Origin of the sequence: Sporosarcina sp. FSL K6-2383, assembly GCF_038618305.1 — a bacterium.
Lineage (GTDB): Bacteria > Bacillota > Bacilli > Bacillales_A > Planococcaceae > Sporosarcina.
The window spans coordinates 3,167,327-3,193,605 of sequence record NZ_CP152017.1; the positions used below are offsets into that span (position 1 = coordinate 3,167,327).

At 41.5% G+C, this 26,279-nt stretch carries 25 protein-coding genes and 2 riboswitches; of the genes, 3 read left to right on the plus strand and 22 right to left on the minus strand.

From position 1 onward, the window contains the following. Positions 1 to 161 precede the first annotated feature (161 nt). The 22 genes from MKZ10_RS16035 to MKZ10_RS16140 all read right to left on the minus strand — a co-directional run bounded on the left by MKZ10_RS16035 (position 162) and on the right by MKZ10_RS16140 (position 24,611). On the minus strand, positions 162 to 1,352 hold the full coding sequence (locus tag MKZ10_RS16035; protein ID WP_342505918.1) for an ABC transporter substrate-binding protein: 1,191 nt from the start codon (positions 1,350 to 1,352) through the stop codon (positions 162 to 164). Between the two features lie 250 nt (positions 1,353 to 1,602). Further along, positions 1,603 to 3,177, minus strand: coding sequence for a Na+/H+ antiporter NhaC family protein (locus tag MKZ10_RS16040; RefSeq protein ID WP_342505919.1), 1,575 nt, complete (start codon positions 3,175 to 3,177; stop codon positions 1,603 to 1,605). A 144-nt stretch (positions 3,178 to 3,321) separates the two neighbouring features. Continuing rightward, a riboswitch (Lysine riboswitch) is annotated at positions 3,322 to 3,501 on the minus strand. A 130-nt stretch (positions 3,502 to 3,631) separates the two neighbouring features. Then, complete coding sequence (yunB, locus tag MKZ10_RS16045) at positions 3,632 to 4,390, minus strand: sporulation protein YunB (protein ID WP_342505920.1); 759 nt, start codon at positions 4,388 to 4,390, stop codon at positions 3,632 to 3,634. Positions 4,391 to 4,436: 46 nt separating this feature from the next. Beyond that, complete coding sequence (locus MKZ10_RS16050) at positions 4,437 to 5,804, minus strand: metallophosphoesterase (RefSeq protein ID WP_342510249.1); 1,368 nt, start codon at positions 5,802 to 5,804, stop codon at positions 4,437 to 4,439. Then, positions 5,805 to 6,629: a sulfite exporter TauE/SafE family protein gene (locus MKZ10_RS16055; protein WP_342505921.1), complete on the minus strand. Its 825-nt coding sequence runs from the start codon at positions 6,627 to 6,629 to the stop codon at positions 5,805 to 5,807. A 5-nt stretch (positions 6,630 to 6,634) separates the two neighbouring features. Continuing rightward, positions 6,635 to 7,498 (minus strand): DUF72 domain-containing protein, encoded by an 864-nt coding sequence (locus MKZ10_RS16060; protein ID WP_342505922.1) that lies wholly within the window; start codon positions 7,496 to 7,498, stop codon positions 6,635 to 6,637. A gap of 619 nt (positions 7,499 to 8,117) precedes the next feature. Beyond that, positions 8,118 to 8,435 (minus strand): hypothetical protein, encoded by a 318-nt coding sequence (locus tag MKZ10_RS16065; RefSeq protein WP_342505923.1) that lies wholly within the window; start codon positions 8,433 to 8,435, stop codon positions 8,118 to 8,120. A gap of 466 nt (positions 8,436 to 8,901) precedes the next feature. Further along, positions 8,902 to 10,299: a Fe-S cluster assembly protein SufB gene (gene sufB / locus MKZ10_RS16070; RefSeq protein WP_342505924.1), complete on the minus strand. Its 1,398-nt coding sequence runs from the start codon at positions 10,297 to 10,299 to the stop codon at positions 8,902 to 8,904. 19 nt (positions 10,300 to 10,318) lie between these two features. Next, positions 10,319 to 10,765, minus strand: a complete 447-nt coding sequence (gene sufU, locus MKZ10_RS16075; RefSeq protein ID WP_342505925.1) for a Fe-S cluster assembly sulfur transfer protein SufU — start codon at positions 10,763 to 10,765, stop codon at positions 10,319 to 10,321. Continuing rightward, a complete protein-coding gene (locus tag MKZ10_RS16080; protein WP_342505926.1) occupies positions 10,755 to 11,984 on the minus strand; it encodes a cysteine desulfurase in 1,230 nt (409 codons plus the stop codon). The genes sufU and MKZ10_RS16080 overlap by 11 nt, the downstream gene beginning before the upstream one ends. Further along, positions 11,984 to 13,291, minus strand: coding sequence for a Fe-S cluster assembly protein SufD (sufD, locus tag MKZ10_RS16085; RefSeq protein ID WP_342505927.1), 1,308 nt, complete (start codon positions 13,289 to 13,291; stop codon positions 11,984 to 11,986). The genes MKZ10_RS16080 and sufD overlap by 1 nt, the downstream gene beginning before the upstream one ends. A 19-nt stretch (positions 13,292 to 13,310) precedes the next feature. After that, positions 13,311 to 14,090: a Fe-S cluster assembly ATPase SufC gene (gene sufC, locus MKZ10_RS16090; RefSeq protein ID WP_342505928.1), complete on the minus strand. Its 780-nt coding sequence runs from the start codon at positions 14,088 to 14,090 to the stop codon at positions 13,311 to 13,313. Between the two features lie 301 nt (positions 14,091 to 14,391). Beyond that, complete coding sequence (locus MKZ10_RS16095) at positions 14,392 to 15,249, minus strand: MetQ/NlpA family ABC transporter substrate-binding protein (protein ID WP_342505929.1); 858 nt, start codon at positions 15,247 to 15,249, stop codon at positions 14,392 to 14,394. 67 nt (positions 15,250 to 15,316) lie between these two features. After that, the gene (locus MKZ10_RS16100) at positions 15,317 to 15,985 is read right to left on the minus strand and encodes a methionine ABC transporter permease (RefSeq protein ID WP_342505930.1); all 669 of its coding nucleotides are present in this window, start codon (positions 15,983 to 15,985) and stop codon (positions 15,317 to 15,319) included. Continuing rightward, positions 15,978 to 17,003: a methionine ABC transporter ATP-binding protein gene (locus MKZ10_RS16105; RefSeq protein WP_342505931.1), complete on the minus strand. Its 1,026-nt coding sequence runs from the start codon at positions 17,001 to 17,003 to the stop codon at positions 15,978 to 15,980. The genes MKZ10_RS16100 and MKZ10_RS16105 overlap by 8 nt, the downstream gene beginning before the upstream one ends. 123 nt (positions 17,004 to 17,126) lie before the next feature. Then, positions 17,127 to 17,232, minus strand: a riboswitch (SAM riboswitch). Between the two features lie 54 nt (positions 17,233 to 17,286). Then, positions 17,287 to 17,586 (minus strand): thioredoxin family protein, encoded by a 300-nt coding sequence (locus MKZ10_RS16110; protein ID WP_342505932.1) that lies wholly within the window; start codon positions 17,584 to 17,586, stop codon positions 17,287 to 17,289. A gap of 204 nt (positions 17,587 to 17,790) precedes the next feature. Next, the gene (locus tag MKZ10_RS16115) at positions 17,791 to 18,132 is read right to left on the minus strand and encodes a toprim domain-containing protein (protein WP_342505933.1); all 342 of its coding nucleotides are present in this window, start codon (positions 18,130 to 18,132) and stop codon (positions 17,791 to 17,793) included. Positions 18,133 to 18,207: 75 nt separating this feature from the next. Next, positions 18,208 to 18,591 (minus strand): glycine cleavage system protein GcvH, encoded by a 384-nt coding sequence (gene gcvH, locus MKZ10_RS16120; RefSeq protein WP_342505934.1) that lies wholly within the window; start codon positions 18,589 to 18,591, stop codon positions 18,208 to 18,210. Between the two features lie 75 nt (positions 18,592 to 18,666). Beyond that, positions 18,667 to 19,026: an arsenate reductase family protein gene (locus tag MKZ10_RS16125; protein WP_342505935.1), complete on the minus strand. Its 360-nt coding sequence runs from the start codon at positions 19,024 to 19,026 to the stop codon at positions 18,667 to 18,669. Between the two features lie 77 nt (positions 19,027 to 19,103). Further along, complete coding sequence (locus MKZ10_RS16130; protein WP_342505936.1) at positions 19,104 to 20,891, minus strand: acyl-CoA dehydrogenase family protein; 1,788 nt, start codon at positions 20,889 to 20,891, stop codon at positions 19,104 to 19,106. A 49-nt stretch (positions 20,892 to 20,940) separates the two neighbouring features. Beyond that, complete coding sequence (locus tag MKZ10_RS16135) at positions 20,941 to 22,116, minus strand: acetyl-CoA C-acetyltransferase (protein WP_342505937.1); 1,176 nt, start codon at positions 22,114 to 22,116, stop codon at positions 20,941 to 20,943. Between the two features lie 110 nt (positions 22,117 to 22,226). After that, positions 22,227 to 24,611: a 3-hydroxyacyl-CoA dehydrogenase/enoyl-CoA hydratase family protein gene (locus tag MKZ10_RS16140; protein ID WP_342505938.1), complete on the minus strand. Its 2,385-nt coding sequence runs from the start codon at positions 24,609 to 24,611 to the stop codon at positions 22,227 to 22,229. Positions 24,612 to 24,832: 221 nt separating this feature from the next. On the opposite strand from MKZ10_RS16140, the gene MKZ10_RS16145 reads away from it, so the two are divergent. The 3 genes from MKZ10_RS16145 (at position 24,833) to MKZ10_RS16155 (ending at position 26,260) form a co-directional block, all read left to right on the plus strand. Further along, complete coding sequence (locus tag MKZ10_RS16145; protein ID WP_342505939.1) at positions 24,833 to 25,153, plus strand: thioredoxin family protein; 321 nt, start codon at positions 24,833 to 24,835, stop codon at positions 25,151 to 25,153. 99 nt (positions 25,154 to 25,252) lie between these two features. Next, positions 25,253 to 25,717, plus strand: coding sequence for an STAS domain-containing protein (locus MKZ10_RS16150; RefSeq protein WP_342505940.1), 465 nt, complete (start codon positions 25,253 to 25,255; stop codon positions 25,715 to 25,717). Between the two features lie 24 nt (positions 25,718 to 25,741). Next, entirely contained in the window at positions 25,742 to 26,260 is a 519-nt protein-coding gene (locus MKZ10_RS16155) for a C39 family peptidase (protein ID WP_342505941.1), read from the plus strand. Positions 26,261 to 26,279: the final 19 nt, after the last annotated feature.

Sequence of the window (26,279 nt, forward strand, 5' to 3'; positions counted from 1 at the left end):
TGTTTTCATTAGAAAACTCATCGATTGCCGAGCCTTCAAGGGAAGCCAGTCTAATTTCGATACGTCCTGATTACGTGCCTTGAAAGACACCCTCGCTATTTTCATTTTTCTACATAGAAAAGGAATGAGAGGATGACCTCCCCCCATTCCAGGTTTTTGAATTAAGGATTTACTTTAGTTTTAAAGATTTGTTCGCCGTCTTTGTATTCAAGAATTGTTGCTGATTTAACTGGGTGATGATTTTCATCTACTGAATACAGACCCGTAACAAGTTCAAGTCCACTTGTTGCAGCTAAAGCGTCTTTAATTTTAACTGAATCTGCTCCACCTGCGCGTTTAATAGCGTCAGCTAGTAGGTAAACTGTGTCATAACCAAGTGCGTTAAATGCATCTGGCGCTTTGCTATATTTTGCTTCGAATTTATCATTGAAGTCTTGGATGATACCATCTGGGTCTTCAGAAGAGTAGTGATTTGTCGTGAACGTATTGTTCAACGCCTCTGCACCAGCTAGATCCATTAGAACCGGAGAGTCCCAGCCATCTGCGCCCATTAGTGGAACATCGATACCCATTTCACGTGCTTGTTTAACAATTAGCCCGACTTCTTCATAGTAGCCTGGGATCAGAATAAATTCTGGGTTTGCTGCTTTGATACGCGTTAATGTAGAACGGAAATCTGTGTCTTTACCAACATATGATTCTTCCGCTACAACCGTACCGCCCGCTGCTTCAAAATCTTTTTTGAATGAAGCTGCAAGACCTTTTGAATAGTCACTTGAGTTATCTGAGTAAATCGCAACGTTTTTCACACCTAGGTCATTTGCTGCAAAGTTGGCTGCAACTGTTCCTTGGAAAGGATCGATGAATGATGTACGGAAGACAAATTCGTTGACGCTTCCATCATCTTTCACTGTTACCGTTGGGCTTGTACCAGATGGACTAATAAGTGGTACTTCATTACCGTTAGCAATTTCTGCCTGTGCAACTGTAGCACCACTTGTCGCTGCACCAATAATCGCTACAACTTTATCTTGTGTAATCAATTTAAGCGCTGCACTTGTTGCTTCTGCAGGGTCAGACTTGTTATCGACCTTGACTAGTTCAATATCCTTGCCATCCACGCCACCTGCTGCATTAATTTCTTCAACAGCTAATTCAATCCCGGATAGCTCTGATGTTCCGTATGAAGCAACTGCTCCAGACAATTCTAGGTTAACGCCGATTTTAATCGTGTCGCCACCCTTACTGCTTGAACTGTCTCCATCTGCCTTTTCACCTGCGCCGCACCCTGCCAATAGTCCAACTGCAAGAGTTGCTGTGGCGAATATACCTGCGAATTTTTTTAATTTCAATTGAAATCCCCCCTGTGATTTAAAATTCCAATAATTCTAAACGTAGATATCAGATCCCCCAGTTTTTCTCCTTCATAGTATTTTTAAAACTAAGAATTGAGTGATTACTACTTTCAGATTATCTTTGTAATCTTATTGATTAGTATATATACCTAACTGACTATTGTCAAAACATTTTTTTATTCAAAAATTGTTTCAATATAATAAAAGGAGCGATGAAATTTCATCGCTCCCCTGTTACAACCTATGATTATGCGGCTTGCTTAGCTATTTCTTTTCTTGCCCCTATCGTCCAAACCGTAAATAATACGATGAGAATGATAATTACAGCAACCAGACCTACCCACACAGAGCCTGTTACCCCTAATACAAAATAGCCTATAGCTGCGACAATAGCACTAATGAGCGCGTAAGGTAATTGCGTCGTAACGTGGTCCATCAAGTTACTACCTGCACCCGTTGAAGACAAAATCGTTGTATCCGATATTGGCGAACAATGATCACCAAACACAGAACCTGCTAGAACAGCTGCAAGTGCCGGTAATAATAGTTCAGGCGCAGCGTCAATCATAATCGTCCCCGCAATCGGCATCAAAATCCCGAAAGATCCCCATGATGTCCCCGTAGCAAATGCCATCAGACCTGCTAATATAAAGATAATAGCTGGTAAAAATGCAACTGACATATTTGCTTTCATCACGACCTCTGATAAATAAGTACCCGTATCCAAAATAGCAATCAAGTCTGTTAATGCCCATGCAAAAATGAGTATCAGCACCGCAGGCATCATTGATTGTACGCCACTAACAAAGGCGCGACCCATTAGCTGCATAGTGGCTGTTTCATTATGTTTCATCTGTACTCCATATAGAATTGCGGCAACTAAAGCCCCAACGACTCCACCTGCCAGCAAGGACAAAGGCACATTCGTATTTTCAAATATAGACCATATACTCGGCGAACCACCAATTACATAACCTGTCCAAAACATCATGGTAAACGTGACAACTACGAGCGACACAATGGGTGCCACAAGATCGCGTACCCGGCCATATGCATGTACAGGAAAATCCTCTTTTAATTGACCAGGAATCTCTTTGTTCGGATCAAATAATTGGCCATCTTCTTTTGCCAGTTTTTCATGCTTCTTCATCGTGAACAAATCAATATCCGTCCATGCAAAGAAGAAGACCATTGCTAATGTGGCGACAACGTAAAAATTCATTGGCGCCATCATGATAAATGCAGATAACGGCGAATAACTGATAGCAGTAGACCCTGCAAAAATAAGAGCCATTTGCCCAATTAAAAATGCCCCCCAGCTTGAAATAGGAGAAATCGAACAAATAGGTGCTGATGTTGAATCGATAAAATAAGCTAATTTCGCACGTGAAATTTTATGCTGATCTGTAATCGGACGAGCAATTTGTCCAACGGCTAATGCATTAAAATAATCATCTACAAAAATAGCGATTCCTAAAAGAGTCGTTAGCATTTTCGCGCCGCGTGCTGTCTTGATGCGGCGTTCAGCCCACCCTGCAAACGCTCGGCTGCCACCAGACAAACTAACGAATGCTGTAATCACTCCAAGTAAAAGAATGAATAACATGATATAAATATTATACGTATTCAATGCCCCTCCGTCCCAGAAGGAGACAATCATTCCATTCCATATATACTTTACAGATTCACCCGGCGAAAAGGATGCGGCTAGTATAGCGGCAGCGACAATCCCCGATCCAAGTGATAGCAAAACACGTTTCGTCGCCAATACCATCACAATGGCAATTAGTGGCGGCAAAATTGATACCCAAGTTCCAATCATTCTAAAAATCCTCCATATTGTTGGGTCGAGGCCCGTCATGGGGGAATAAAAAAACCGACTCCTATCGACACTTTGCTAAGTGTAATGGGAGTCGACCTTATCTACATTGCGTTTGTTTGATAAATGAATTGGCTTATCTAACTTACGACTTGTAGCTCATCATACATCACAATGATGCATGACAGTGTTATCCCTATTCGGAATAACCCCAGCCTGCTGAACTTGACAACCCCAACAAACTTCGGCAAAGCTTCCTTTTACACACGGTCATAGATGTCAATCTCTCGTATGCGACTCATAAGCAATGCAGCCTCTACCCAATCGGTATTTTATTAACTATACTAGCGTAACAATAAACCACAGTACTTTCAAGTCTTTTTCCAAAAGGATAAAAGTATTTATTTTTTTCCTAAAATAATGTCTATGTTCTAGGTATCTTGCGCTTTTCTTATTCTTATTTTGGGAGTTGAACTGGAATTTCGACATTAGGCGCTGCTCCTCCACCACCACTGTAAACTGGAGGGACCGTCCCCGAAATAATCCCCATTGCAACCAAAATTCTTTGTTCCACTTTACTTTCTCGCGTAGCTAGCGGCACGATAATCTGAACGTTCACTGTCAAAATAACATTTACTTCGACAGATGCACTGTTTATTCCAAATTCCTTGATGGTTGGTTCTATATCAGTGTGTACTTCTCCAATGACATGAAATCGGATAGGTATTTTAGGTCCTAGATTTCCAAGCAAAGGAATATTGAGCGCCTGACCAACTGGCACAAAAAAGACAATTCCTTCTTGGTTTTCCATCGCCTTTGAATCGTATTCGATATTATCGCGCACTGGCAACACGTCAAAATTACCGGCTTCTGCCTGCTTAAGATGAGTAGCAACGAGCGCGTGTATCTCTCCCACTACACGGTTGGCGGCTTCCGCATTAATCTTTATTACTCCAGTAGACTCATTTGAACTGGTAGGAAACATTTCTTCAACACTAGGAAATGTAAGGTCCTGTGATGTAATCGCTTTGTTAATGACATGCGCAGAGATAATACGTGTTTGTGCCTCTGCATATCGAACATAGATAGGTGTCAATCTCATATTGACAATGTATAGAGATAGGGCAATCGCAATTAGAAACGCTGGAATAAGGAGCGGTAACAATCTTCGTTTCTTTTTCCTAGATTTTCGAGTAATATGACTTTGAAATCTCAAAACGACTCCTCCTGCTGTTACAATATGCAGAAAAGGAGCCGTTTATTCAGTTCATTTCAGTGCCATACCAGCCCAACACATCTCTGATCAGCTCTGGCATACAATAGTCTTTTTTCGCCTCTTTAAGGGTTGGAAAGAAAAATCCAAATGTGAACATATCTAATGTCGCAAGCGTATAAGACTGTCCTTTGATGACCTCTCGATTCCCCACGTAGAGCTTACCATGACGATTTTCATACAATCTTTCATGTATCATCGCCCCCATCAGCGTACCACGGAAGCCGAGTCCTTTAATCTCAATCTGTGGCCATTCTTCATTCATTGATAGCTCATACACTTCTTGCAGCTCCGCTCCGTCTAACGTGATAATACATGGGTTTATTGGATGTGGAAGTAGTGTGTGTAGGCTTTCTTTCGTTACCCATCCTTTGTCTAAGCTGCCAAGAAAAATACCCGCATTAAACAATGCACAATCCGCTTTTGTATAGGCAATTAACGCTCGACCGAAAAAAGAGGCTAACGGACTCTCTCCAAATAAATTTTGCGGTAAAGCTGTTGGATTATAAAAAACCCTTTCCTTCATTGCCTGCTTCCCCGATTCAATAAGTCCAGTCACCTGTCTGACGTCATCCTCAGTACGTGTCAGCTGATCCGCTCTATACAGCTTCGCAGCCATCTCGACCACTTTCTTTGTGTCGACATCGATTTCCACCATCACTTGCCCTACATATTCACCATATTTTCCTGTTGCAGCTAGCATCGTATTTCCGATGAGCTTGCCTTCATGAAACAGATGATGGGTATGCGCACCGAAAATAACGTCGATTGCAGGACAGTCACGCGCCAATTTCTCATCTTCTTTTATTCCCAAATGTGATAGACAAACGATGACATCCGTTTGTTCCTCAATCTCCTCTACAATACGTTGCAATTCAGCACTAGGTGATGTCACTTCCCATCCTAGCTTTGAATAGAACGTCGTATACTCTGCCGTCGCACCAACCACGCCAATTCTCGTCCCTTGCTCCGTTACGTAAATCGTATAGGGCAAAGCCCATGCTGGACGCCCTTGATCAAATAAATTACAGACAATCACGTTGAATTCCGCTTCTTTATAAAGTAAAGTAAGCGCTTCTTTCGACATCGTAATGCCTTCATTGTTACCAATCGTAACCGCATCGAATCCCGCTTCATTCAATAAACGAACATTCCCTTGACCTTGCGTCCCTTCCGTAAAAGGATGCGAACGATCAACGTGATCCCCGATATCGAATACATAGCAAGCTTCACTTTTAGCATGATGCATTCGTTTTTTCTCACGTAACAGACGACTGATTTGCGGCCAATTTTCAAAGTGACTATGGATATCATTCGTATGATAAAAGTAAAGCGTTTCTATTTTACTTATCGGAATTCACCCCGCTATTCCTTCAATAATGGCCCGAACCCCTAATATGAATAGAATAATTCGTAGAGCAATGACTAGTGTCTCTGATTTCATCTTTTGATTCAGCATTGCCCCTAATTTTGCCCCGATATAAGCAGCCGGAACGACGGGTATTGTGTAAAGCCATGGCACATTGCCAAGTGATATATGTGTAACTGAATTAACCATAGCCGATAAAAAGACCATGAACATCGACGTACCCACTGCGACATGTGGTGGGAATAGGAACAGGAGAATCATAGCTGGAACGATGATAGAGCCTCCCCCAATCCCAAATAGCCCTGAAGCAAACCCAACGCCAAATGTTAAAAGTAACGCAAACCAAACAGGATAGCCAAAAACAAAAGTCTGTCCCATATTATCCTCAAATGTTCTCTTTTTGCCATGATTAACGAACCAATTGACTGGCTTTAAATATTTTCGTACAAGTAGCAATGTTGATAGAAGAATAAGTAAAATGCCAAAATATAAATTGAATGATGGTAAATCGAGCCCTTTATTGACAAAGGCTCCGACAAGCGTCCCCGGAACACTTCCGGCGAAAAATATAAGACCACTTCTATAGTCAATCGTTTTTGTTTTCATATACGATAACGTCGATGCGAGTCCTGTAAAAATCATCATGATGACTGACAAACCAACGACCGTTTGCGGTGTAATCCCACTAATCATTCCTAGATTAATACCGACAAAAAGTGTTGCTGGCACAAGTATAATACCGCCTCCAAGGCCAACGAGCGCCCCAATTACTCCTGCAGCTAGACCAATTACGGCCAATAGTAAATATTCCATTACAATTACCAATCTCCCTCAAAAAAGTTGAGCTGTTTGGGCGTCAGACTTTCATAGTTGATGTCGAGCATTTTTTGAAATTGCTGCGCATTTCGTGCTGCATGTCCGCCGGAATTATTATTAAAAATAACGAATACTTCCTTCGTTTCGGCTGTTAATGTTGCGACTGCTTGCTGAATTTCTTTCAACTCAGCCTCATTATAATTATACAGGTATCTCACTTTACGCCATGCTTGATCGTCTCCAGTCGTATTACGCCAGCCATGGATATTACGACCGTGGAGTCGAACGAGTACTTTATCGGGTCTCGTTGAATTTGATACAAGCGGTATACTTCCATCACCTGCTTGCGGTTCATCACAAACGGAGTGGATTAGATTAAAATCACGTAAAAATTTTAATGTTCCATCAATGTATTCCGATGAATACCACGACTGATGCCTGAATTCGATGGCAATATCAAAACCATGCAATTTTTCACAAACGAAGCTAATTTCTTCGACATTTTCCTTTGTACAATCAAACCAAGGTGGAAACTGCACGAGAATCATTGCGAGTTTACCCGCTTCTTGTAACGGTGTCACGGATAATCTGAATAACTCATACATTTCGTCAATCGAAGTATAGGGCAGTGGTTCACGATTATGTCCAGTCATTCCCTGATATGCCTTCACCACGAAACGAAAATTATCCGGTGTTTCGGCAATCCATTTACGGATATTCCTTTCAGGTTGGATAGCGTAAAACGTAGAGTCCAGCTCAACAATCGGAAAGTGAGCACTATAATCAAGTAGCTTTTCTTTTGCCGTTGAAGATGGATCATAGATGGTGGGATGGTCCCCCCAGCCTGTCAATCCGATTTGAATCATCCACCTCGCCCCTTTCAAATACAACGTTAGTATTATTCTAACATATGCTGATGAAAATTTTATTGCAAACGACAAACAGTGCATCTAGTAAAACCGTTTCGTGTTCAATTGCCTTTTGATCGCTTTGGATTGAACGACTTCTATACGATGATCAAGATGTCATGATATGTAGGGAATAGAAGGCTTCCTAACTAGAGATAAGCGTCCAAAGATTCAATTTTGGACGCTGAGGATTTCTCTAATAGTATCTCTATCTTTATTTTAAGAAAGCGTTACTGTCAGTATGTGATAAGTACTTATGAGTTGAAAAGCACTATAAAATTTCTATGATGTGCAGGATGAAGTTCAAGTGATAATTTATATTATGAACGTTTATTTTTTAGATGAACCAGAATATCAAAAGGGTTAATTACCACTGGAAGAACGTACACTTCTACCACGTTTTTCACCAGCGATTGCCGCAAGATATACCACCCGTTGCCAATGTGGTAACGTCAAAAAAATACAAATTTCAACGTTAAGGATTTTGAAAGATAAAGAAAGCCTAACTCCTCGTATCTTAAACGAGGAATTAGGCTTATGATCTTCCACAAATGCGCCCTTTTCTGTAGGAAAGTTATTATGAATAACTTTCTTCCCTCTTGCTATAAATTTCATAAGCAAAATATCCAAATAAAAAACCTATCCCAGGTCCCCAGGTCATTGCAGATAGTAAGGAAATTGGTGAAAATATGCTTAAAAGTACAGCAACAGCAAAACCAATCATCATTCCGAATGGTATTAAACTATCCAATAAATTTTGAGCACCTTTTGTTTTTTTCTTAGCCAGGGTGCCTTTCTCATATTTATGTTTCATTCTTAGAATTACAAATACTGCAATCCCACCCACTATTACAAGAGGCAATACAGTACGCGCAATATCCAATGCTAACCCCATATTATAGACCCTCCTCCCTGTCACTTTTAAGTTGATTCAATTTTAACATAGTTCATTCCGTAAAATGGACGCTTTGCAGAAGATTAATCTTATTGAAAATTGGTTACCTTTGCATAATAAACATAATACCCCTATTTTCGGAAAGTATGTTTTCTATACATGATTCTAGTAGCAAAGACTTCAGCAGCCAAAATTTTGTCTTTAGCTGCTTTTATCTAGTAAGAAGCCGTCTATTCTTCTCGTTCCCGAAAGCATTTGCAATTCGTGTGTCTATGCCCTTGGAGAGCGTCGGATGAACGACTACCATACAATTACCGAAAAAATATGCCAGGATGCGGCGAAGTTGCATCCTGGCATATAAAACACATCACGGTGATCATATAGAATTCGTTTAATCCAAAACAATCCAAAGGCAACTATAAGAAAAACCCGTCACAAGTATTGATGTGACGGGTTTTGTTATCTTTTAACCGATTGAACCTTCCATCTCGAATTTAATAAGACGGTTCATTTCTACAGCATATTCCATCGGCAATTCTTTTGTAAATGGCTCGATGAAGCCCATAACGATCATTTCAGTTGCTTCTAGCTCAGGAATTCCGCGGCTCATCAAGTAGAAGAGCTGCTCCTCTGAAACTTTCGATACTTTTGCTTCGTGTTCAAGTGATACATTGTCATTTAAGATTTCGTTATATGGAATCGTGTCTGATGTAGACTTATCATCCATAATCAGCGTATCGCACTCGATATTCGCACGTGCGCCATCTGCTTTACGTCCGAAGTGAACGATTCCGCGGTATGTTACTTTACCACCGTGTTGTGAAATCGACTTAGAAACGATTGTTGAAGATGTGTTTGGTGCTAGGTGATGCATTTTTGCTCCTGCATCTTGGTGTTGCCCTTTACCTGCGAGTGCAATTGATAATGTCATACCGCGTGCGCCTTCACCTTTAAGGATGACTGCTGGGTATTTCATCGTTAGTTTTGAACCGATGTTGCCATCAATCCATTCCATCGTTGCGTTTGCATCACAAACCGCACGCTTCGTTACAAGGTTGTAAACGTTGTTTGCCCAGTTTTGGATAGTTGTATAGCGGCAATACGCATCTTTTTTGATGATGATTTCAACAACTGCACTATGCAGTGAGTTTGTTGTGTAGACAGGCGCTGTACATCCTTCGACGTAGTGTACGCTCGCTCCTTCATCAACGATGATAAGTGTACGCTCGAACTGTCCCATGTTTTCCGAGTTAATGCGGAAATAGGCTTGTAGTGGGGTTTCAACTTTAATACCTGGTGGTACGTAGATGAATGATCCACCTGACCAAACAGCAGAGTTCAGTGCTGCAAACTTGTTATCGGAGTTTGGAATAATTGTTCCCCAATGCTTTTTGAACAACTCTTCATTTTCTCGTAGAGCTGAATCTGTATCCTTGAAAACAATTCCAAGATCCTCAAGGTCTTTTTTCATATTGTGATAAACAACTTCTGATTCATACTGTGCAGAAACACCTGCAAGATACTTCTGCTCTGCTTCAGGAATGCCGAGTTTATCAAACGTACGCTTAATTTCTTCTGGCACTTCATCCCAAGAACGTTCTGTTCCTTCAGATGGTTTTACGTAATAAGTGATTTCGTCAAATTTAAGTGGGCTTAGATCCCCACCCCATTGAGGCATTGGCATTTTATAGAACAATTCCAATGACTTTAGACGATAATCTAACATCCACTGCGGCTCTTCCTTCATATTTGAAATCTGTTCAACAATTTCTTTTGTTAAACCACGTTCAGAACGGAAAACAGAGACGTCTTTATCAGCAAAACCATATTTATAATCACCGATATCCGGCATTTTTTTAGCCATTTACTATTCCTCCATTCCTTTAGTCTGTAGTATCAGAGTCATTTCCGACTCCCTTTTCCATCGCTTTCCATGCAAGTGTTGCACACTTGATACGCGCGGGGAATTTCGCTACACCCGCAAGTGCTTCGATATCCCCTAAATCGATGGAATCATCGAGTTCTTTCCCTAGCATTAAATCCGAAAAGACATGTGCGAGCTTACCTGCTTCGTCCACGTGTTTCCCTTTAACAATTTGCGTCATCATCGAAGCGGAGGCCATAGAAATTGAGCAGCCTTCCCCCTCAAACTTCGCATCTTGGACGATGTCGTTTTCTACTTGGAGTGTCAAATGAATAACGTCCCCACAAGTCGGGTTATTCATATCAATCGTAACAGTATTATCCGCAAGGACACCTTTGTTCCTCGGGTTTTTATAATGATCCATAATGACTGATCGGTATAACTGATCTAGATTATTAGTAGACATCGTTGAAATACTCCTTTGCGATACGGAGTCCGTCCACGAGGCGATCTACGTCAGCTTCCGTATTGTAAACATAGAAGCTAGCGCGTGCCGTGGCTGATACATCCAGCCACTTCATGAGCGGCTGTGCACAATGGTGACCTGCTCGAACGGCAATACCGTTCATATCAAGCACTGTTGCGACATCATGCGGATGGACATCATTCAAATTGAATGTCACCAATCCTGCACGTTTCTCGGGATCCAGCGGACCATAAATCGTTAGTCCGTCGATTTCCGACATTCGTTCCATTGCATAACCTGCCAATTCATGCTCATGTCGTTCAATATGATCAAGGCCAATTTCCTCTAAGAAGTCGATAGCTGCACCCAAACCAACTGCTCCAGCAATGATTGGCGTGCCTCCTTCGAATTTCCAAGGGAGCTCTTTCCACGTAGATTCATATAGACCGACAAAGTCAATCATTTCGCCACCAAATTCGACTGGCTCCATGTTGTTGAGTAACGCTTTTTTACCGTATAAGACGCCAATACCTGTTGGTCCACACATCTTATGCCCTGAGAAAGCTAAAAAATCACAATTAAGTAGCTGGACATCTATTTTTAAATGCGGCGCGGCTTGTGCAGCATCTACGACCATAACAGCACCATGTGCATGTGCTATTTCAGTAATTTCTTTAATCGGATTCATTGTACCAAGCACGTTCGATACGTACATAATTGATACAATTTTTGTCCGATCCGTAATGACTTCACGCACTTTTTCAAGTGATAATGTCCCGTCTTCCTCAAGGTCGACGTATTTCAACACTGCCCCTTTTTCCTTCGCAAGCTGCTGCCAAGGAATAATATTCGAATGGTGCTCCATGTAAGTAATGACGATTTCATCGCCTTCCTCAACATTGGCCCGCCCGTAACTTTGTGCGACTGTATTCAATGCAGTTGTCGTCCCACGGAGAAAAATAACTTCCTCGGTTGACTTTGCGTTGATGAACTTACGCACTTTCTCACGAGCACCCTCATATTCATCAGTCGCACGATTACCAAGTGTATGCACACCCCTATGGACGTTTGAATTATTGAGGTTGTAATAATTACTTAATGCTTCAATGACTTGCCTTGGCTTCTGTGAAGTCGCGGCACTATCTAGATAAACAAGCGGATGCCCATTTATTTCTTGGTTCAATATGGGAAAATGGTTGCGGATCTCTTTACTGAGCATTAGCGCACTTTCCTTTCAATAACCTCCGTCAATTGTTTCTTAACGCCTTCAATCGGCAATTTGCTGACAACCGGCGCAAGGAAACCATGAATGACAAGACGTTCTGCTTCTTGTTTTGTAATTCCTCGACTCATTAGGTAGAATAATTGCAATGGATCTACACGCCCAACTGAAGCAGCGTGTCCTGCCGTTACATCATCTTCGTCAATTAACAAAATTGGGTTTGCATCTCCGCGCGCTTTTTCACTTAACATCAAAACACGTGATTCTTGAACAGCATTCGATCGCGTTGCACCTTTAGCAATTCGTCCAATTCCATTAAAGATAGAAGATGCAGCATCCTTCATAACGCCGTGCTTCAAGATGAAACCTTCTGTATCCATACCCCAGTGAACAATTTCTGTTGTAAAGTTTTGGCGTTGTGTACCGCGACCAACAACAACAGTTTTCATATCACAATGTGAGCCATTGCCCACAAGATGTGTAATATTTTCTGAAATCGTATCACTATCATTCATCAGTCCAAGTGCCCAATCGATACGGCTATCGCGTCCAGCTACTCCACGACGATTCACATACGTCGTGAATCCTTTTGCAAGCACGTCCACTGCACCATAAGTAACTTGAGCGTTATCGCCTGTGAATACTTCAGCAACGATATTTGCCAATCCTTGCGCTTCTTCTACAGTAGACAAATAGTTTTCGACATACGTCACTGAGCTGTTTGCCTCTGCTACCACAAGAACGTGGTTAAACAAAGAAGTTTGTGCATCATCATGTAAGAACAACACTTGAAGTGGCTCTTCCACAACAACATTTTTTGGAATATAAACAAATACGCCGCCATTCATCATCGCTGCATGAAGTGCAGTTAGCTTATGCTCATCTACTTTTACGCCATCTGTCATGAAATATTTCTTCACAAGGTCACTATGCTCACGTGACGCTGTGAAAATATCTGTCAGTATAACACCTTGTTCTTTCAATTCATCTGATAATGAAAGGTAAGCAGGCGTGTTATTATGCTGAACATAAATATTTTTTTGCTGCTCTTTATCAATTAAAGCAAGTGCCTCCTCTGGAAGCTTGTCCAGCGAGTCATAAGTCGCAGACTCTACTACATGGACAGGGAATTCCGTGAAATTCCACTTGTCAATTTTTGTTTTATCTGGTTTTGGCATTGCAAGCTGTTCCACTTTCGCTAATGCATCTGCACGGAAATCTGCCATCCAATTGGCTTCATTCATTTGAGCTGAATAGGAGCGGACGTCCTGTTCGGTCAATGCCACTTTAGTTTCAACCGTCATTTTGAATCGTCCTCCTCTCTTAAACTTCCTGCCCGACTGTCTCGTCTTCGATGCCAAGCTCTTCTTTAATCCAGTCATAACCTTGTTCTTCAAGTTTATGTGCTAGTTCAGCTCCACCGGATTTAACAACTTTACCTTGCATCATCACGTGAACGTGGTCTGGCGTAATATAGTCAAGGAGACGTTGGTAATGTGTGATAATAAGGCAACCGAATTCTTCGCCGCGCATATCGTTGATGCCTTTTGAAACAACTTTCAATGCATCTATATCAAGACCTGAGTCAATTTCATCTAGAATTGCAAATGTTGGTTTCAACATAAGTAACTGAAGAATCTCGTTACGTTTTTTCTCTCCACCAGAGAAACCTTCGTTCAAGTAACGCGTTGCCATATCTTGGTCCATTTCAAGAAAGTCCATTTTTTTATCTAATTCACGGATGAATTTCATCAAGGAAATTTCATCGCCTTCTTCACGCTTTGCATTAATACCAGAACGTAGGAAATCAGCGTTTGTAACACCAGTAATTTCACTTGGATATTGCATACCTAAGAAAATTCCTGCACGAGCACGTTCGTCAACTTCCATATCAAGCACATCTTCGCCATCAAGCGTCACTGTACCTGCTGTCACTTCATATTTGGGATGCCCCATAATCGCTTGCGCGAGTGTAGATTTTCCTGTACCGTTTGGACCCATAATTGCGTGGATCTCGTTTGTGTTGATCGTCAAATCGACGCCTTTCAATATTTCCTTGCCTTCAATTTCAACGTGAAGGCCTTTTATTTCCAAAGTAGCCATTCAAATACCTCCAATATAATAAAGATGAACGGAATACCGCCCTCTGTTTAGTATCATTCTAATCTTACCCCATTAAGCAATGCCTTGCAAATCATTGAGAACTACAAGATTCAGACTTGATTGCCCTGAATTCAATACTTGCAGTTCTCTATTCTTTTAGACAATCCACATTTTCATTTGCCTCTCTTTATTGAGAATACCAATCACACCGCGTAATCTATTCCATCTCATAATTTCTGATATTCACGGAATCAAGTCAAAAAACCGTCGACCATTTTCTGGTCGACGGAGTTCATATTACTTATTTTACTGGAACGACCGAGCCGCCCCATTCTGCTAGAATGAAATCTTGAATTTCCTGTGACTTCAATACCTCAACCAACGTTTGGATGGCTGGATTATTTTCATCGCCTTCTTGAACAGCGATAATATTTACATAAGGTGAATCCGAAGATTCAATCGCAATTGAATCTTCAAGTGGGTTTAAACCAGCATCGATTGCATAGTTTGAGTTAATCAACAGCGCATCACCTTCATCATTTGCATATAATTGTGGCATAAGAGCAGCTTCATAATTCGCATCGAATTGGATGTTCTTTGGATTTTCTACGATATCTTTCACTTCAGCTTTGACCTTTTCGACTCCGTCAGCTAATTTAATAAGTCCGTTCGCTTCCAACATCGCCAATACACGACCGTGGTCAGCTACTGAGTTACTAATTAGAATGACTGCATCATTTGGTAATTCGTCAATGGACGTGTACTTTTTCGAATAAAGACCAATTGGTTCAATATGGATAGCTCCTGCATTCGCAAATTCATAACCAAAATCTGCAATTTGACTTTCAAAGTAAGGTATATGTTGGAAATAGTTTGCATCAAGTTCACCAGATGCTAAATCCTGATTAGGCAATACATAATCTTGATATGGTTCGATTTCGAGTTCAATACCTTTTTCCTTTAGCAATGGTGCTGCCTCTTCAAGGATAATCACATGCGGTACGTTTGACGCGCCAATTTTGAGTGTTGTTACTTCCACTTCACCTATATCTTCACTACCACTTCCAGTTGTTTTATCGTCCTCAACTGTTTTTGCTCCACATGCCGCAAGCGCCAATACAAGCACTGCAAATAAAATACCTGTTAATAACTTTTTCATGTTGTGTACTCCCCTTTTTCTTTGTTGTTTTATAAAACAGGCAATGCCTGTTGTTCCCAATAGTAAGTTACCGCTTGTCTAATTTTTTCACAGCGAAGTCACCAATGAATTGAATGATAAAAACAATAATTAAGATGATAATCGTTGCTGCAAGCGTAACGTCTCCACGGTTGCGCTGGAATCCATCTAAAAACGCTAGCGTTCCAAGACCACCTGCTCCAATGATTCCCGCCATTGCCGTATAGCCGACGAGTGCAATAGATGTGACAGTAATGCCCGAAACAAGCGCAGGCATCGACTCAGGTAATAGAACTTTGAATATAATTGTGCGCGTTTTCGCTCCCATCGACTTGGCAGCTTCGATGACGCCTTTATCAATTTCCTGAAGTGCAATTAATACCATTCTTCCATAGAAAGGAGCTGCTCCAATAATAAGTGCAGGCAATGCTGCATCAGGTCCACGTATCGTCCCTAGTAGGAACTTCGTAAAGGGAATCAGTAAAATAATTAATATAATAAAAGGTATCGACCTAAAAATATTGACGAATGCCCCCGTCACAATATTGGCGAACTTATTGGCCCACAGCTGTCCAGGGCTTGAAAGGAACAGAAGGACACCTAGCACTAATCCGATTACTAACGTAAAAAATGTAGATAATACTGTCATATAAATAGTTTCAACTGTTGCTTCCCACATTTTCGGCCAGTCCACATTCGGAAATAGGGTTTCAATCATTACTAATCACCTCTGTCTGCACATCTTTTTCATGAAGATAACGAATGGCTTCTTTAATGGTCCCCTCATCTCCCACAAGCTGAAGGATTAACGAACCGTATGCCCCGCCATGCGTATGTGAAATATTCCCCTGAACGATGTTCACATCTACATCAAATTTACGTATCAGGCCTGCCAAAACGGGCTGTTCTGTCCGTTCCCCTACAAATACAAGCTTGATAAGCGTACCAGAAGATACCTCTTCTTTAATATGCGCCAATGCCTGCTTCACTTCTACCGGCTCCGTTATTTGAGAAACAAATCGTTTCGTAATCGGCGCTTGCGGTGATTGGAATACTTCTAGGACATCTCCCAACTCGACAACTTCGCCCGCTTCCATGACTGCAACCCGATGGCAAATTTTACGAATGACGTGCATTTCATGTGTGATCAACACAATCGTCAAGCCTAATCGTTCGTTAATACCCGTTAGAAGATCGAGAATTGAATCTGTTGTCTCTGGATCAAGGGCTGAAGTTGCTTCATCACATAACAGAACTTCTGGGTCATTTGCCAGCGCGCGGGCGATTCCCACACGCTGCTTTTGACCGCCTGATAATTCGGATGGATAGGCATTTTCACGACCAGCCAAACCTACAAGTTCAATCAGCTCTGTCACTTTCTTTTCACGGTCTACTTTTCGTACTCCTGCGATTTCCAGCGGAAAAGCGATATTTTCTTTAACAGTTCTAGACCATAGTAAGTTGAAATGTTGGAAAATCATACTTACTTTTTGTCGTGCTTCCCTTAGTTCTTTTCCCTTGATAGCTGAAATTTCTAACTTCCCAATCTGCACAGTGCCAGATGTAGGCATTTCAAGACCATTCAGCAAGCGAATTAGCGTACTTTTTCCTGCCCCACTATAACCAATGACTCCGAAAATCTCGCCATCAGCAATTTCAAGCGATACATCTTTGACAGCTGTAATACTAGCTGATCCATCACCGTATCGTTTATTTATATTTGATAAATGAATCATTTCTTTCACCTCTGGATCATTTTCTTTACACTATGTTGATAATATAAAGCCGAAAATATAAAAAAGCCTTCCTGCAGACGGGCAGAAAGGCTTGACGTTATCATAAATAAACGTTCGTCCAATCTCTCATCTCCCAAAGCAAATGCTTTGTGTGATTTGGCACCATTTCACTTTCGTGACGGTTGCCGGGCTTCAAAGGGCACTATCCCTCCACCTCTCTTAATAAGAGCGACCTATTCAATTAAATGTTAAAACGAAGTATAGCATAGCTTCTCAAACTATGTCAACTTATTTTTTCAAGTAGATAAGGAACTGACTGAAATGCATAGATTTTATGCTGCACAACGCCATCCTTTTGAATGAGTAAGCAAGGAACACTTTCGATTTCATAATCCATCGCCAAGTCTTGTACGTAATTCAAATCCGCTTTCCCAATTGGTAAGTCTGGCTTCATTACTGACACAACTTCCATCATTTTCGATGCGACAGCACAGGTCCCACACATCGGTGTATAGAGATAATATACCGCAACGTCTGACTCTTTCACAGTTGCTTCCCATTGTTCACGTGTCCATGTTTCCATTGTTTATAAACCATCCTTTTATAATCAATTACGCCTCGGCGTAATTGCGTCCAAATTTTGAATTGTGCCCACAGGACGTGGGTATGCAGTCGTTGCGACAGGACGTCGCGAACTTAGACTGCCTGCAATTAACTCCCTTCAAAATTTGTGACATCCACCGGAGGCTTGACTTGATTCGGCAGGGAATTTGGGCTTCCTGCCGAATCAAGTCAAAAATTCGGGGTGTATGTTAAAATTTGCATCCAGTAATATTGTTGCAAGCACTTTGTATGGAGTCGTTTCCACTTCCTTATAAACTTTTTCTGTATATAAATGAATCGCGTTAGGGAATCCCCTTTTGACTAATGTTCGAATCTGCTCACCTGATTCATCCGCATCGACAAAGACATACAGCTCATGTTGTTCATAAGGTTCCAGTAATTCTTCCAGCCGATAGGAGCTAACTGTCCCGTTCGTACAAATGATATCAACGGACTCAGCCAGAATTCGTGCAAGACGTTTTCTATCTTGGCCCCCTTCAACAACAATCACTCTGTCATATAGCACAAAGGATCCTCCCACGCTTCATTTTTTATGGTTCAAAAAAACGCCGTGATAAGACCGGCGTTTAGTTAGATTACATTATTCTCCGACTGTCATTTTTTCGTATGCTTCAGCGGACATTAATGCATCCAATTCAGATGCATCAGATGGTTCAACAACAATCATCCATGCATTTTCGTATGGAGATTCATTCACGAATTCAGGGCTATCTTCTAGACCTTCGTTTACTTCAATTACTTTACCGCTAATTGGTGCATAAAGTTCCGATACTGTCTTAACGGATTCAACGCTTCCGAAAGGCTCGTCTGCTTTGATGTCGTCACCTACAGATGGAAGTTCAACGAAAACGATATCGCCAAGTTCAGATTGTGCAAAATGTGTAATTCCAATACGGTAGTTACCGCCTTCTTCTTTTACCCATTCATGCTCTTCAGAATAACGCAGATCTTTTGGTGTGCTCATTCCGTAACCCCTCCAAATATATAATTTCATTCACTTCAATATTCGCATATTTAGTTCATAAAAACAAGGAAGGAATCACTTTGTCCAAACGTTTTCAAATTCCTCTTCCTTGAATCCAACTGTCACTTTATCATCGCCGAAAACAAGTGGCCTTTTTATCAACATACCATCTGATGCAAGTAAACTAATTTTCTCATCATCTGACATTTCCGGTAGTTTGTCTTTCAAATTAAGTTCTCTGTATTTCATCCCACTGACATTGAAAAACTTCTTCAATTCTAGTCCGGACGTTGTAATGATTTTACTTAGTTCCTCTGCCGAAGGGGGAGCTTCAGCAATATTGACCTCTTGAAAATTCAAATCGTTCGCTGCAAGCCAAGCCTTTGCTTTTCTACACGTGCTACATTTCGGATATCCGTAATATGTAAGTCCCATATCCAACACCTCCATTATCGCAATTATAACAGAAAATCATCCAGACACCTATTGGCACCTGGATGATTTGTATACGATTAAACGATGTACTTTTCAGCTTCAATCAATTTCACCGAAGCCTCACGTTTTTTCGCGATGATGTTATATGGATTTGAGCGTGTCAATTTGCGTAGTGCAGAAACCATCATGCGCTGGTTGTCGCCATCGACTGCTGCAAATAGTGTTTCTTTTGCATCTCTTTCAATATCTTCAAATGCTTCTTGACAGAAGATTTGTGTGTAAAGAATCTTCTGTTGCTCTTTTTCTTCACCGTTACGTGCTACTGCTTTTTCTGCACGTAGCAATGCTGATTCCATAGCAAAGATATTGTTGGCAATATCCGCGATGTTCACAAGTACTTCCTGCTCAGCTTCTAATTTCGTACCGAAACGTTGTGCAGCAAGACCTGCTACCAACAGACCAATTTTCTTCGCATTTTTCACAAGTACTTTCTCTTGTGCCAATGCTTCGTCACCAACTTCTTCTGGCATCATCATGAGCAACTCTTCTTGCAATGCTTGCGCTTGTTGCAGAAGTGGCAATTCGCCTTTCATTGCTTTTTTCAGGAATGTGCCTGGTACGATCAGACGGTTGATTTCATTTGTCCCTTCAAAAATACGGTTAATACGGGAATCACGGTAAATGCGTTCCACTTCGTATTCCTGCATGAAGCCGTATCCACCATGGAGCTGAACGGCTTCATCAGCAATATAATCTAGGACCTCTGAACCGACAACCTTATTAATTGAACACTCGATAGCATATTCGGCAATTGCTGCTGCAATTGCTTTACCATCTTTTTGTTCTTCAGCACTCAACTGGCTTTGACGTTCCTCGAAGTAGCCAACTGTACGATAGATTAGGCTTTCTGTTGCATATAATTTAGCAGCCATTGTCGCTAGTTTTTGTTTCGTTAAGTTGAATGAAGAAATAGGTGTTTTAAACTGTTGACGTTGGTTCGCATAAGAGATTGCTAATTCAAGTGCACGTTTTGAGCCACCAATTGTACCTACTCCCAATTTGTAACGACCAATGTTCAAAATGTTAAAGGCAATAATATGACCTCGGCCAATTTCACCTAGTAAGTTCTCAACTGGAACTTGTGCATCTTGAAGAATTAGCGTGCGTGTTGAGGATGATTTAATACCCATCTTTTTCTCTTCTGCGCCTACTGATACGCCTGCGAATTCTTTTTCTACAATAAACGCAGTAAATTTGTCGCCATCAATTTTTGCATAGACAACAAATACATCCGCAAATCCAGCATTCGTAATCCATTGTTTTTCACCATTTAGGACATAATGTGTACCTGCATCATTCAGCTTGGCAGTTGTTTTCGCGCCAAGTGCATCCGAACCAGAACCTGGCTCAGTCAATGCATAAGCAGAGATTTTGTCGCCTGTTACAGAGTTCGGCAAGTACTTTTTCTTTTGATCTTCATTACCAAACAGAACGATTGGCAACGTTCCGATACCCACATGTGCACCATGTGTAATCGAGAAGCCACCTGCAACTGACATTTTTTCAGCAATCAAAGCAGATGAGATTTTATCAAGACCTAGACCGTCATATTCTTCTGGTACGTCTGCACCTAGAAGACCAAGATCTCCAGCAGATTTAAGCAGTCTGACCGAGTGCTCAAACTCATGGTTTTCTAGATTTTCTACAACAGGAAGCACTTCGTTTTTCACATAGTCTTCTGTTGTTTTGGCAATCATTTTCTGTTCATCTGAAAAATCCTCCGGTGTAAATACGCGATTTGCGTCAATATCCTCTGTTAGGAAAGCTCCACCTTTGATCAATTCGTTTGTTTGTACTTCAGTCATTATAGTTTCCTCCTTTTAATTGTGCCTGCAGGTTGCTCTCCGCTTTTCTTTATAGAAGTTCGAATACACCCGCCGCGCCCATTCCTCCGCCGATACACATTGTAACGACGCCGAATTGCTTGCCTTGACGTTTTAGTTCGCTCATCATACGAATCGTTAAAATCGTACCTGTTGCACCAAGCGGATGCCCAAGAGCAATCGCTCCGCCGTTAAAGTTCACTTTATCCATATTAAGTCCTAAATGACGGATAACTTGCAGAGATTGTGAAGCGAATGCTTCGTTTAATTCCCAAACATCGATATCGTCAATTGTCAGACCTGCAAGTTTCAATGCTTTTGGAATGGCTACAATCGGACCAATCCCCATTACTTCAGGTGGTACGCCACCTACTGCGAATGAACGGAATTTCGCGATTGGCTTCAAGCCTTGTGCTTCTGCGACTTCACGGTCCATTACTAAAACCGTTCCTGCACCATCCGAGGTTTGTGATGCGTTTCCTGCAGTAACAGTACCTGTCGCTGAAAATGCTGGACGTAGTTTCGCCAGTCCTTCTACGCTTGTGCCGTGACGAACGCCTTCATCCATTTCAAACGTGAAGTTTTTCTCGCTATATTTACCATTATCATCTACAGAACGTTTGACGACATCGACTGGTACGACCTCATCGTTGAATTTCCCGGCTGCAATCGCTGCACCTGCCTTTTTATGGGAAAGTACCGCAAATTCATCCTGCTCTTGACGCGTAATACCGTATTTTACGGCAACCTGCTCTGCCGTGTGCCCCATTCCCATATAATATTGCGGAGCTGTTTCCGCCAGGTGAGCATTCGGTCGAATCGTATTGCCCATCATCGGCACCATACTCATCGATTCAACGCCACCTGCAAGAATCGCCTGCGAATGCCCCAGCATAATACGCTCCGCTGCATAGGCAATCGATTGAAGACCTGATGAACAAAATCGGTTGACTGTAATGGCAGGCGTTGTATCTGGAAGACCTGCTAGCGCACCGATATTACGAGCAACGTTCATCCCTTGCTCTGCTTCTGGCATTGCACATCCTATAATTAAATCGTCAATCGGGCCATCATAACCGCCCGCACGTTTCAATGTTTCTTTAATCGTCAGCGCCCCTAAGTCGTCTGGACGTACTGTTACAAGTGAGCCTCTGCCCGCTTTCCCCACCGGCGTCCGTGCACCGGCTACTATCACTGCTTTACGCATCAAAATTTCCTCCTCTACTTCGACCATTCAAAAAGGCACGGTGCAATCATTTCCAGCGTCCTAACTGCCGAACAACGCACCGTAGCTTTTCAAATGTCTATTTATACTTATCAGTTGCGCAACGGTTTTCCTTTGACGAGCATATGCTGCATACGTTGTTGTGATTTCGGTTCTGCCACAAGGCTAAGGAACGCTTCACGTTCAAGATCCAACATATACTGTTCATCCACAAGTGTTCCATATGGCACTTTTCCACCTGCTAATACAAACGCCAGCTTCTTCGCGATTTTCAGATCATGTTCGCTAATAAACCCTGACAAGAACATGCCCTCTGCTCCAAGAAGCATTGTTGCATAACCAGAATCACCTGTTACTGGAATCTTGTCGTGCTTCGGTGCTTTATAGCCGTTTTCATATAAAGCAAGTGCCGCCTGTTTCGCATCGTAAATTAAGTGATCCGCATTGACACTGACGCCGTCTGCAAAATCAAGGAAGTTGTTGCCGCGTGCTTCTTCACCAGAAGTCGACACCTTCGCCATTGCAATTGATTCAAATACTTTATTCGCAATGAATTGGTAGTCTGTATGCACACCATTCGGCAAGCCTTTTAGATGTTTCGTATACAGATTGACGTTACCGCCACCACCAGGAATTAAGCCAACTCCTGCTTCAACGAGCCCCATATATGTTTCCATCGACGCTTGAATATGGGCTGCTGGTAGGCAAACTTCTGCTCCACCGCCAAGTGTCATACCAAATGGTGCTGCTACCACTGGTTTCGTAGAATACTTGATTTTCATCATAGCGTTTTGGAACGACCGGATAATGAAATCCAATTCGAAAATATTATCATCCTGTGCTTCCATTAAAATCATGCCAAGGTTCGCACCTACACAGAAGTTTTTCCCTTGGTTTCCAATGACGAGCCCCTTGTAGTTTTTCTCAACCTCATCCACTGCATAATTGATCATCTGAATGATATCCGGCCCAATTGAATTCGATTGTGAGTGGAACTCAAGAAGCGCAATTCCATCTCCGAGGTCTATCAAGCTAGCACCAGAATTCTTTTTGATAACACCGTGTTTTTGCTTATATCGTTTCAAGTCAATTGCTTTTTCATTCACAGGGACAAGCTTGTAATCTTCCCCATCGAAGAAGTACAAATCTCCATCTTGTTCTTTATAGAAAGTTTCATAGCCCTTGTCGAGTAAACTTTGAACGAAAGCAGGTACTGCCGCTTCCTCTTCCTTCATCTTATCCATCGATTTTGCTACGCCGATTGCGTCCCAAATTTCAAACGGTCCTTGTTGCCAGCCGAAGCCCCATTTCATGGCATTATCAATCGCAACGATATCGTCCGCGATTTCACCATTTAGCTCTGCTGAGTACAACAGCGTTGGTGCAAGGATATTCCATAAAATTTCACCTATTCGATCATTGGCATAAACCAATGTCTTCACTCTGTTCGCTAGCCCTTTTTGTTGCTTTGCCATTTCAATTGAAGGCGTTTTCAATTTCTTCGCTGGACCGTATTCAAACGTCTCTGTATCTAGTTCGAGAATGTCTTTTCCTTGTTTCGAATAGAAGCCTTGTTTTGCTTTCGCACCAATCCAGCCATTGTCGATCATCTTTTTCATAAACGGTGGCAGTTCGAACACTTTCTGCTCTTCGCCTTCTGTTTTATCGTAGACGTTTTTCGCAACATGCATAAACGTATCAAGACCAACGACATCCAATGTGCGGAAAGTTGCTGATTTCGGACGGCCAATCAATGTACCCGTTACAGAATCGACTTCCCCAATCGAATAGCCACGTTTCTCCATCTCACGCAGTGTGATTAGCAGTCCGTATGTACCAATCCGATTGGCAATGAAGTTCGGCGTATCCTTCGCAATGACGACACCTTTACCTAATCGATCTTCCCCAAAGCTTGTCATGAATTCGACTACTTCTGGAGCTGTCGTACTTGCTGGAATGATTTCCAACAGTTTCAAATAGCGTGGTGGGTTGAAGAAGTGTGTGCCCAGGAAATGTTTTTGGAAATCTTCCGAACGACCTTCTGCCATCGCTTCGATGCTAATGCCTGATGTATTCGAACTAATGATTGTTCCAGGTTTGCGAACAGCATCAATTTTTTCATATAACCCTTTTTTCACATCTAGTCTTTCAACGATAACTTCAATGATCCAGTCAACGTCTTTTAATTTTTCTAAGTCATCTTCAAAATTGCCTGCTTCAATGAGAGACAGATTACTTTTCGTTGTCAATGGTGCCGGTTTTTGTTTAAGTAGATTTTGCACAGCACCCGCCGCAATCTTGTTGCGTACTTGAGGATGTTCTAATGTAAGTCCTTGTGCTTCTTCCTGTTCCGTTAACTTGCCAGGAACGATATCCAAAAGTAAAACCGGAATTCCGATATTCGCGAGATGAGCTGCAATACCTGATCCCATAACACCCGAACCTAAAACTGCTGCTTTTTTAATTTGATAAGCCACGTGAGAAGCCTCCCTTGTTTTCTTGAATGAACCACCATTCATTTTATGGGCAAAAAAAATAGAAAGCGTTTCTATATCTCTCAGTGTAGAACATTATTGCCATTTTCGCAATATTTAATTTGAAAATCTTCCATTCTGCTCTATTTTCCTCTAAGAGCATTATACTACCCCGTATGATTGCAATCATTGTACACTTACTATATGAAGGAGGGAATAAAAAGATGAAACCAATTACAACAGCTGAACAATTCAACGAAATTATTGCAAGCGATTCTAAAGCGCTTATTAAATTCCAAGCAGGATGGTGCCCTGACTGCACACGAATGGATATGTTCATCGACCCAATCGTTGAAAAATACGATATGTATACATGGTATGATATCGATCGTGATGTGCTACCAGAAATCGCAGAAAAATATGATGTGATGGGTATTCCGAGCTTATTGATTTTCCAAGATGGAGAAAAGCAAGCCCATTTGCATAGTGCTAATGCAAAATCACCCGAACAAGTTACCGAGTTTCTAGATAGTGTAGGAAAATAATTTCAACATTAAACGGATAGATAAAAAATCTATCCGTTTAATTATGGAGTTTATTTCCAAAATGATATACACTGTAGAAAATAGTAGCGAGGTGTAAAAATGGACAATGAAAAAGAGATTCAACAATTAAAAGCTAAAATTGCCAACTATGAGCTAGTTATTCATGAACTGTCCGCCCCAATCATTCCTTCCCTCTTTGAAGATACTATCCTTGTGCCAATCGCAGGTCCTATCGGCCACAATCGCCTTAAATCTATTCGTAACCGCGTGCTCGATTACTGCGCAGACCATCGCGACACGAATTGTGCTATTTTTGATTTTACAGGTGTTGACATGAAGGACCTCGAACTACTCGATTTTAATACTTTTACGATTGGAACGAGTCAACTCAATTCTACCTTAAAATTAATGGGTATCCGACCAATTTATGTTGGATTTAACATACAGCTTGTTCGAGAAATTGTTCAAGCAGGAATTCATGATGAAATTGAAACCTACGCCAACTTCAACACTGCACTCGCTATCCTTTTTAACTCCAATGACAAATCACTTCATTCAATTTAATGAACTGGGTTGTTGTGAAAGGCAGTGGACAAAATTAAAAAAATATTGACTATCAATGGTAAGTCGCAATATGACGAGGATATTAACGAAGCTTTCCGTCCCTTTGCATGTGGACCTGTTACCGCTCGTATCATCATGGACCAATTTCCACCAGATGATTGCCCATACGATATCAACGAATTATTTATACTTCTCGGTACGACGAAAATCGGGCTGTTCAAAAGTCGTTTCATTCGCAATATGCGTAAATTATTAGGTAGCGCTTGGATTGTTACCGAATGTGATATAAATGATGTGAAAAAGCAGATCTTGAACGGACGACCTGTTGCGGCGAAGTTTGATAAATGGTTTAATTTCCGTTGGCGAGGGGGCTATGAATTTGATTACCATTGGGTGCCAGTAATTGGCTATGAGAAAAAAGATGGTGACATTGAGTTAATTATTCATGATAATGGTGCTCGAAATCGACCAAGTCAGGTACGACAGGTTTCGTATAAGAAGAATAAGGCCGTGTTGTCGTTTGTGATGATTGAACCGAAATAAATGTAATGTACTGAATGCC

What these genes read in the sequence shown, in the direction of transcription:
- MKZ10_RS16110 (WP_342505932.1), bottom strand. Translation starts at nt 17,586, where the DNA reads ATGGAAACATGGACACGTGAACAATGGGAAGCAACTGTGAAAGAGTCA.
- MKZ10_RS16105 (WP_342505931.1), bottom strand. Translation starts at nt 17,003, where the DNA reads ATGATTCATTTATCAAATATAAATAAACGATACGGTGATGGATCAGCT.
- MKZ10_RS16150 (WP_342505940.1), top strand. Translation starts at nt 25,253, where the DNA reads ATGGACAATGAAAAAGAGATTCAACAATTAAAAGCTAAAATTGCCAAC.
- MKZ10_RS16135 (WP_342505937.1), bottom strand. Translation starts at nt 22,116, where the DNA reads ATGCGTAAAGCAGTGATAGTAGCCGGTGCACGGACGCCGGTGGGGAAA.
- sufC (WP_342505928.1), bottom strand. Translation starts at nt 14,090, where the DNA reads ATGGCTACTTTGGAAATAAAAGGCCTTCACGTTGAAATTGAAGGCAAG.
- MKZ10_RS16100 (WP_342505930.1), bottom strand. Translation starts at nt 15,985, where the DNA reads ATGATTGAAACCCTATTTCCGAATGTGGACTGGCCGAAAATGTGGGAA.
- MKZ10_RS16060 (WP_342505922.1), bottom strand. Translation starts at nt 7,498, where the DNA reads ATGATTCAAATCGGATTGACAGGCTGGGGGGACCATCCCACCATCTAT.
- MKZ10_RS16055 (WP_342505921.1), bottom strand. Translation starts at nt 6,629, where the DNA reads ATGGAATATTTACTATTGGCCGTAATTGGTCTAGCTGCAGGAGTAATT.
- MKZ10_RS16065 (WP_342505923.1), bottom strand. Translation starts at nt 8,435, where the DNA reads ATGGGGTTAGCATTGGATATTGCGCGTACTGTATTGCCTCTTGTAATA.
- MKZ10_RS16125 (WP_342505935.1), bottom strand. Translation starts at nt 19,026, where the DNA reads ATGGGACTTACATATTACGGATATCCGAAATGTAGCACGTGTAGAAAA.
- MKZ10_RS16130 (WP_342505936.1), bottom strand. Translation starts at nt 20,891, where the DNA reads ATGACTGAAGTACAAACAAACGAATTGATCAAAGGTGGAGCTTTCCTA.
- sufB (WP_342505924.1), bottom strand. Translation starts at nt 10,299, where the DNA reads ATGGCTAAAAAAATGCCGGATATCGGTGATTATAAATATGGTTTTGCT.
- MKZ10_RS16080 (WP_342505926.1), bottom strand. Translation starts at nt 11,984, where the DNA reads ATGCTCAGTAAAGAGATCCGCAACCATTTTCCCATATTGAACCAAGAA.
- gcvH (WP_342505934.1), bottom strand. Translation starts at nt 18,591, where the DNA reads ATGAGCACACCAAAAGATCTGCGTTATTCTGAAGAGCATGAATGGGTA.
- MKZ10_RS16095 (WP_342505929.1), bottom strand. Translation starts at nt 15,249, where the DNA reads ATGAAAAAGTTATTAACAGGTATTTTATTTGCAGTGCTTGTATTGGCG.
- sufU (WP_342505925.1), bottom strand. Translation starts at nt 10,765, where the DNA reads ATGTCTACTAATAATCTAGATCAGTTATACCGATCAGTCATTATGGAT.
- sufD (WP_342505927.1), bottom strand. Translation starts at nt 13,291, where the DNA reads ATGACGGTTGAAACTAAAGTGGCATTGACCGAACAGGACGTCCGCTCC.
- MKZ10_RS16040 (WP_342505919.1), bottom strand. Translation starts at nt 3,177, where the DNA reads ATGATTGGAACTTGGGTATCAATTTTGCCGCCACTAATTGCCATTGTG.
- MKZ10_RS16145 (WP_342505939.1), top strand. Translation starts at nt 24,833, where the DNA reads ATGAAACCAATTACAACAGCTGAACAATTCAACGAAATTATTGCAAGC.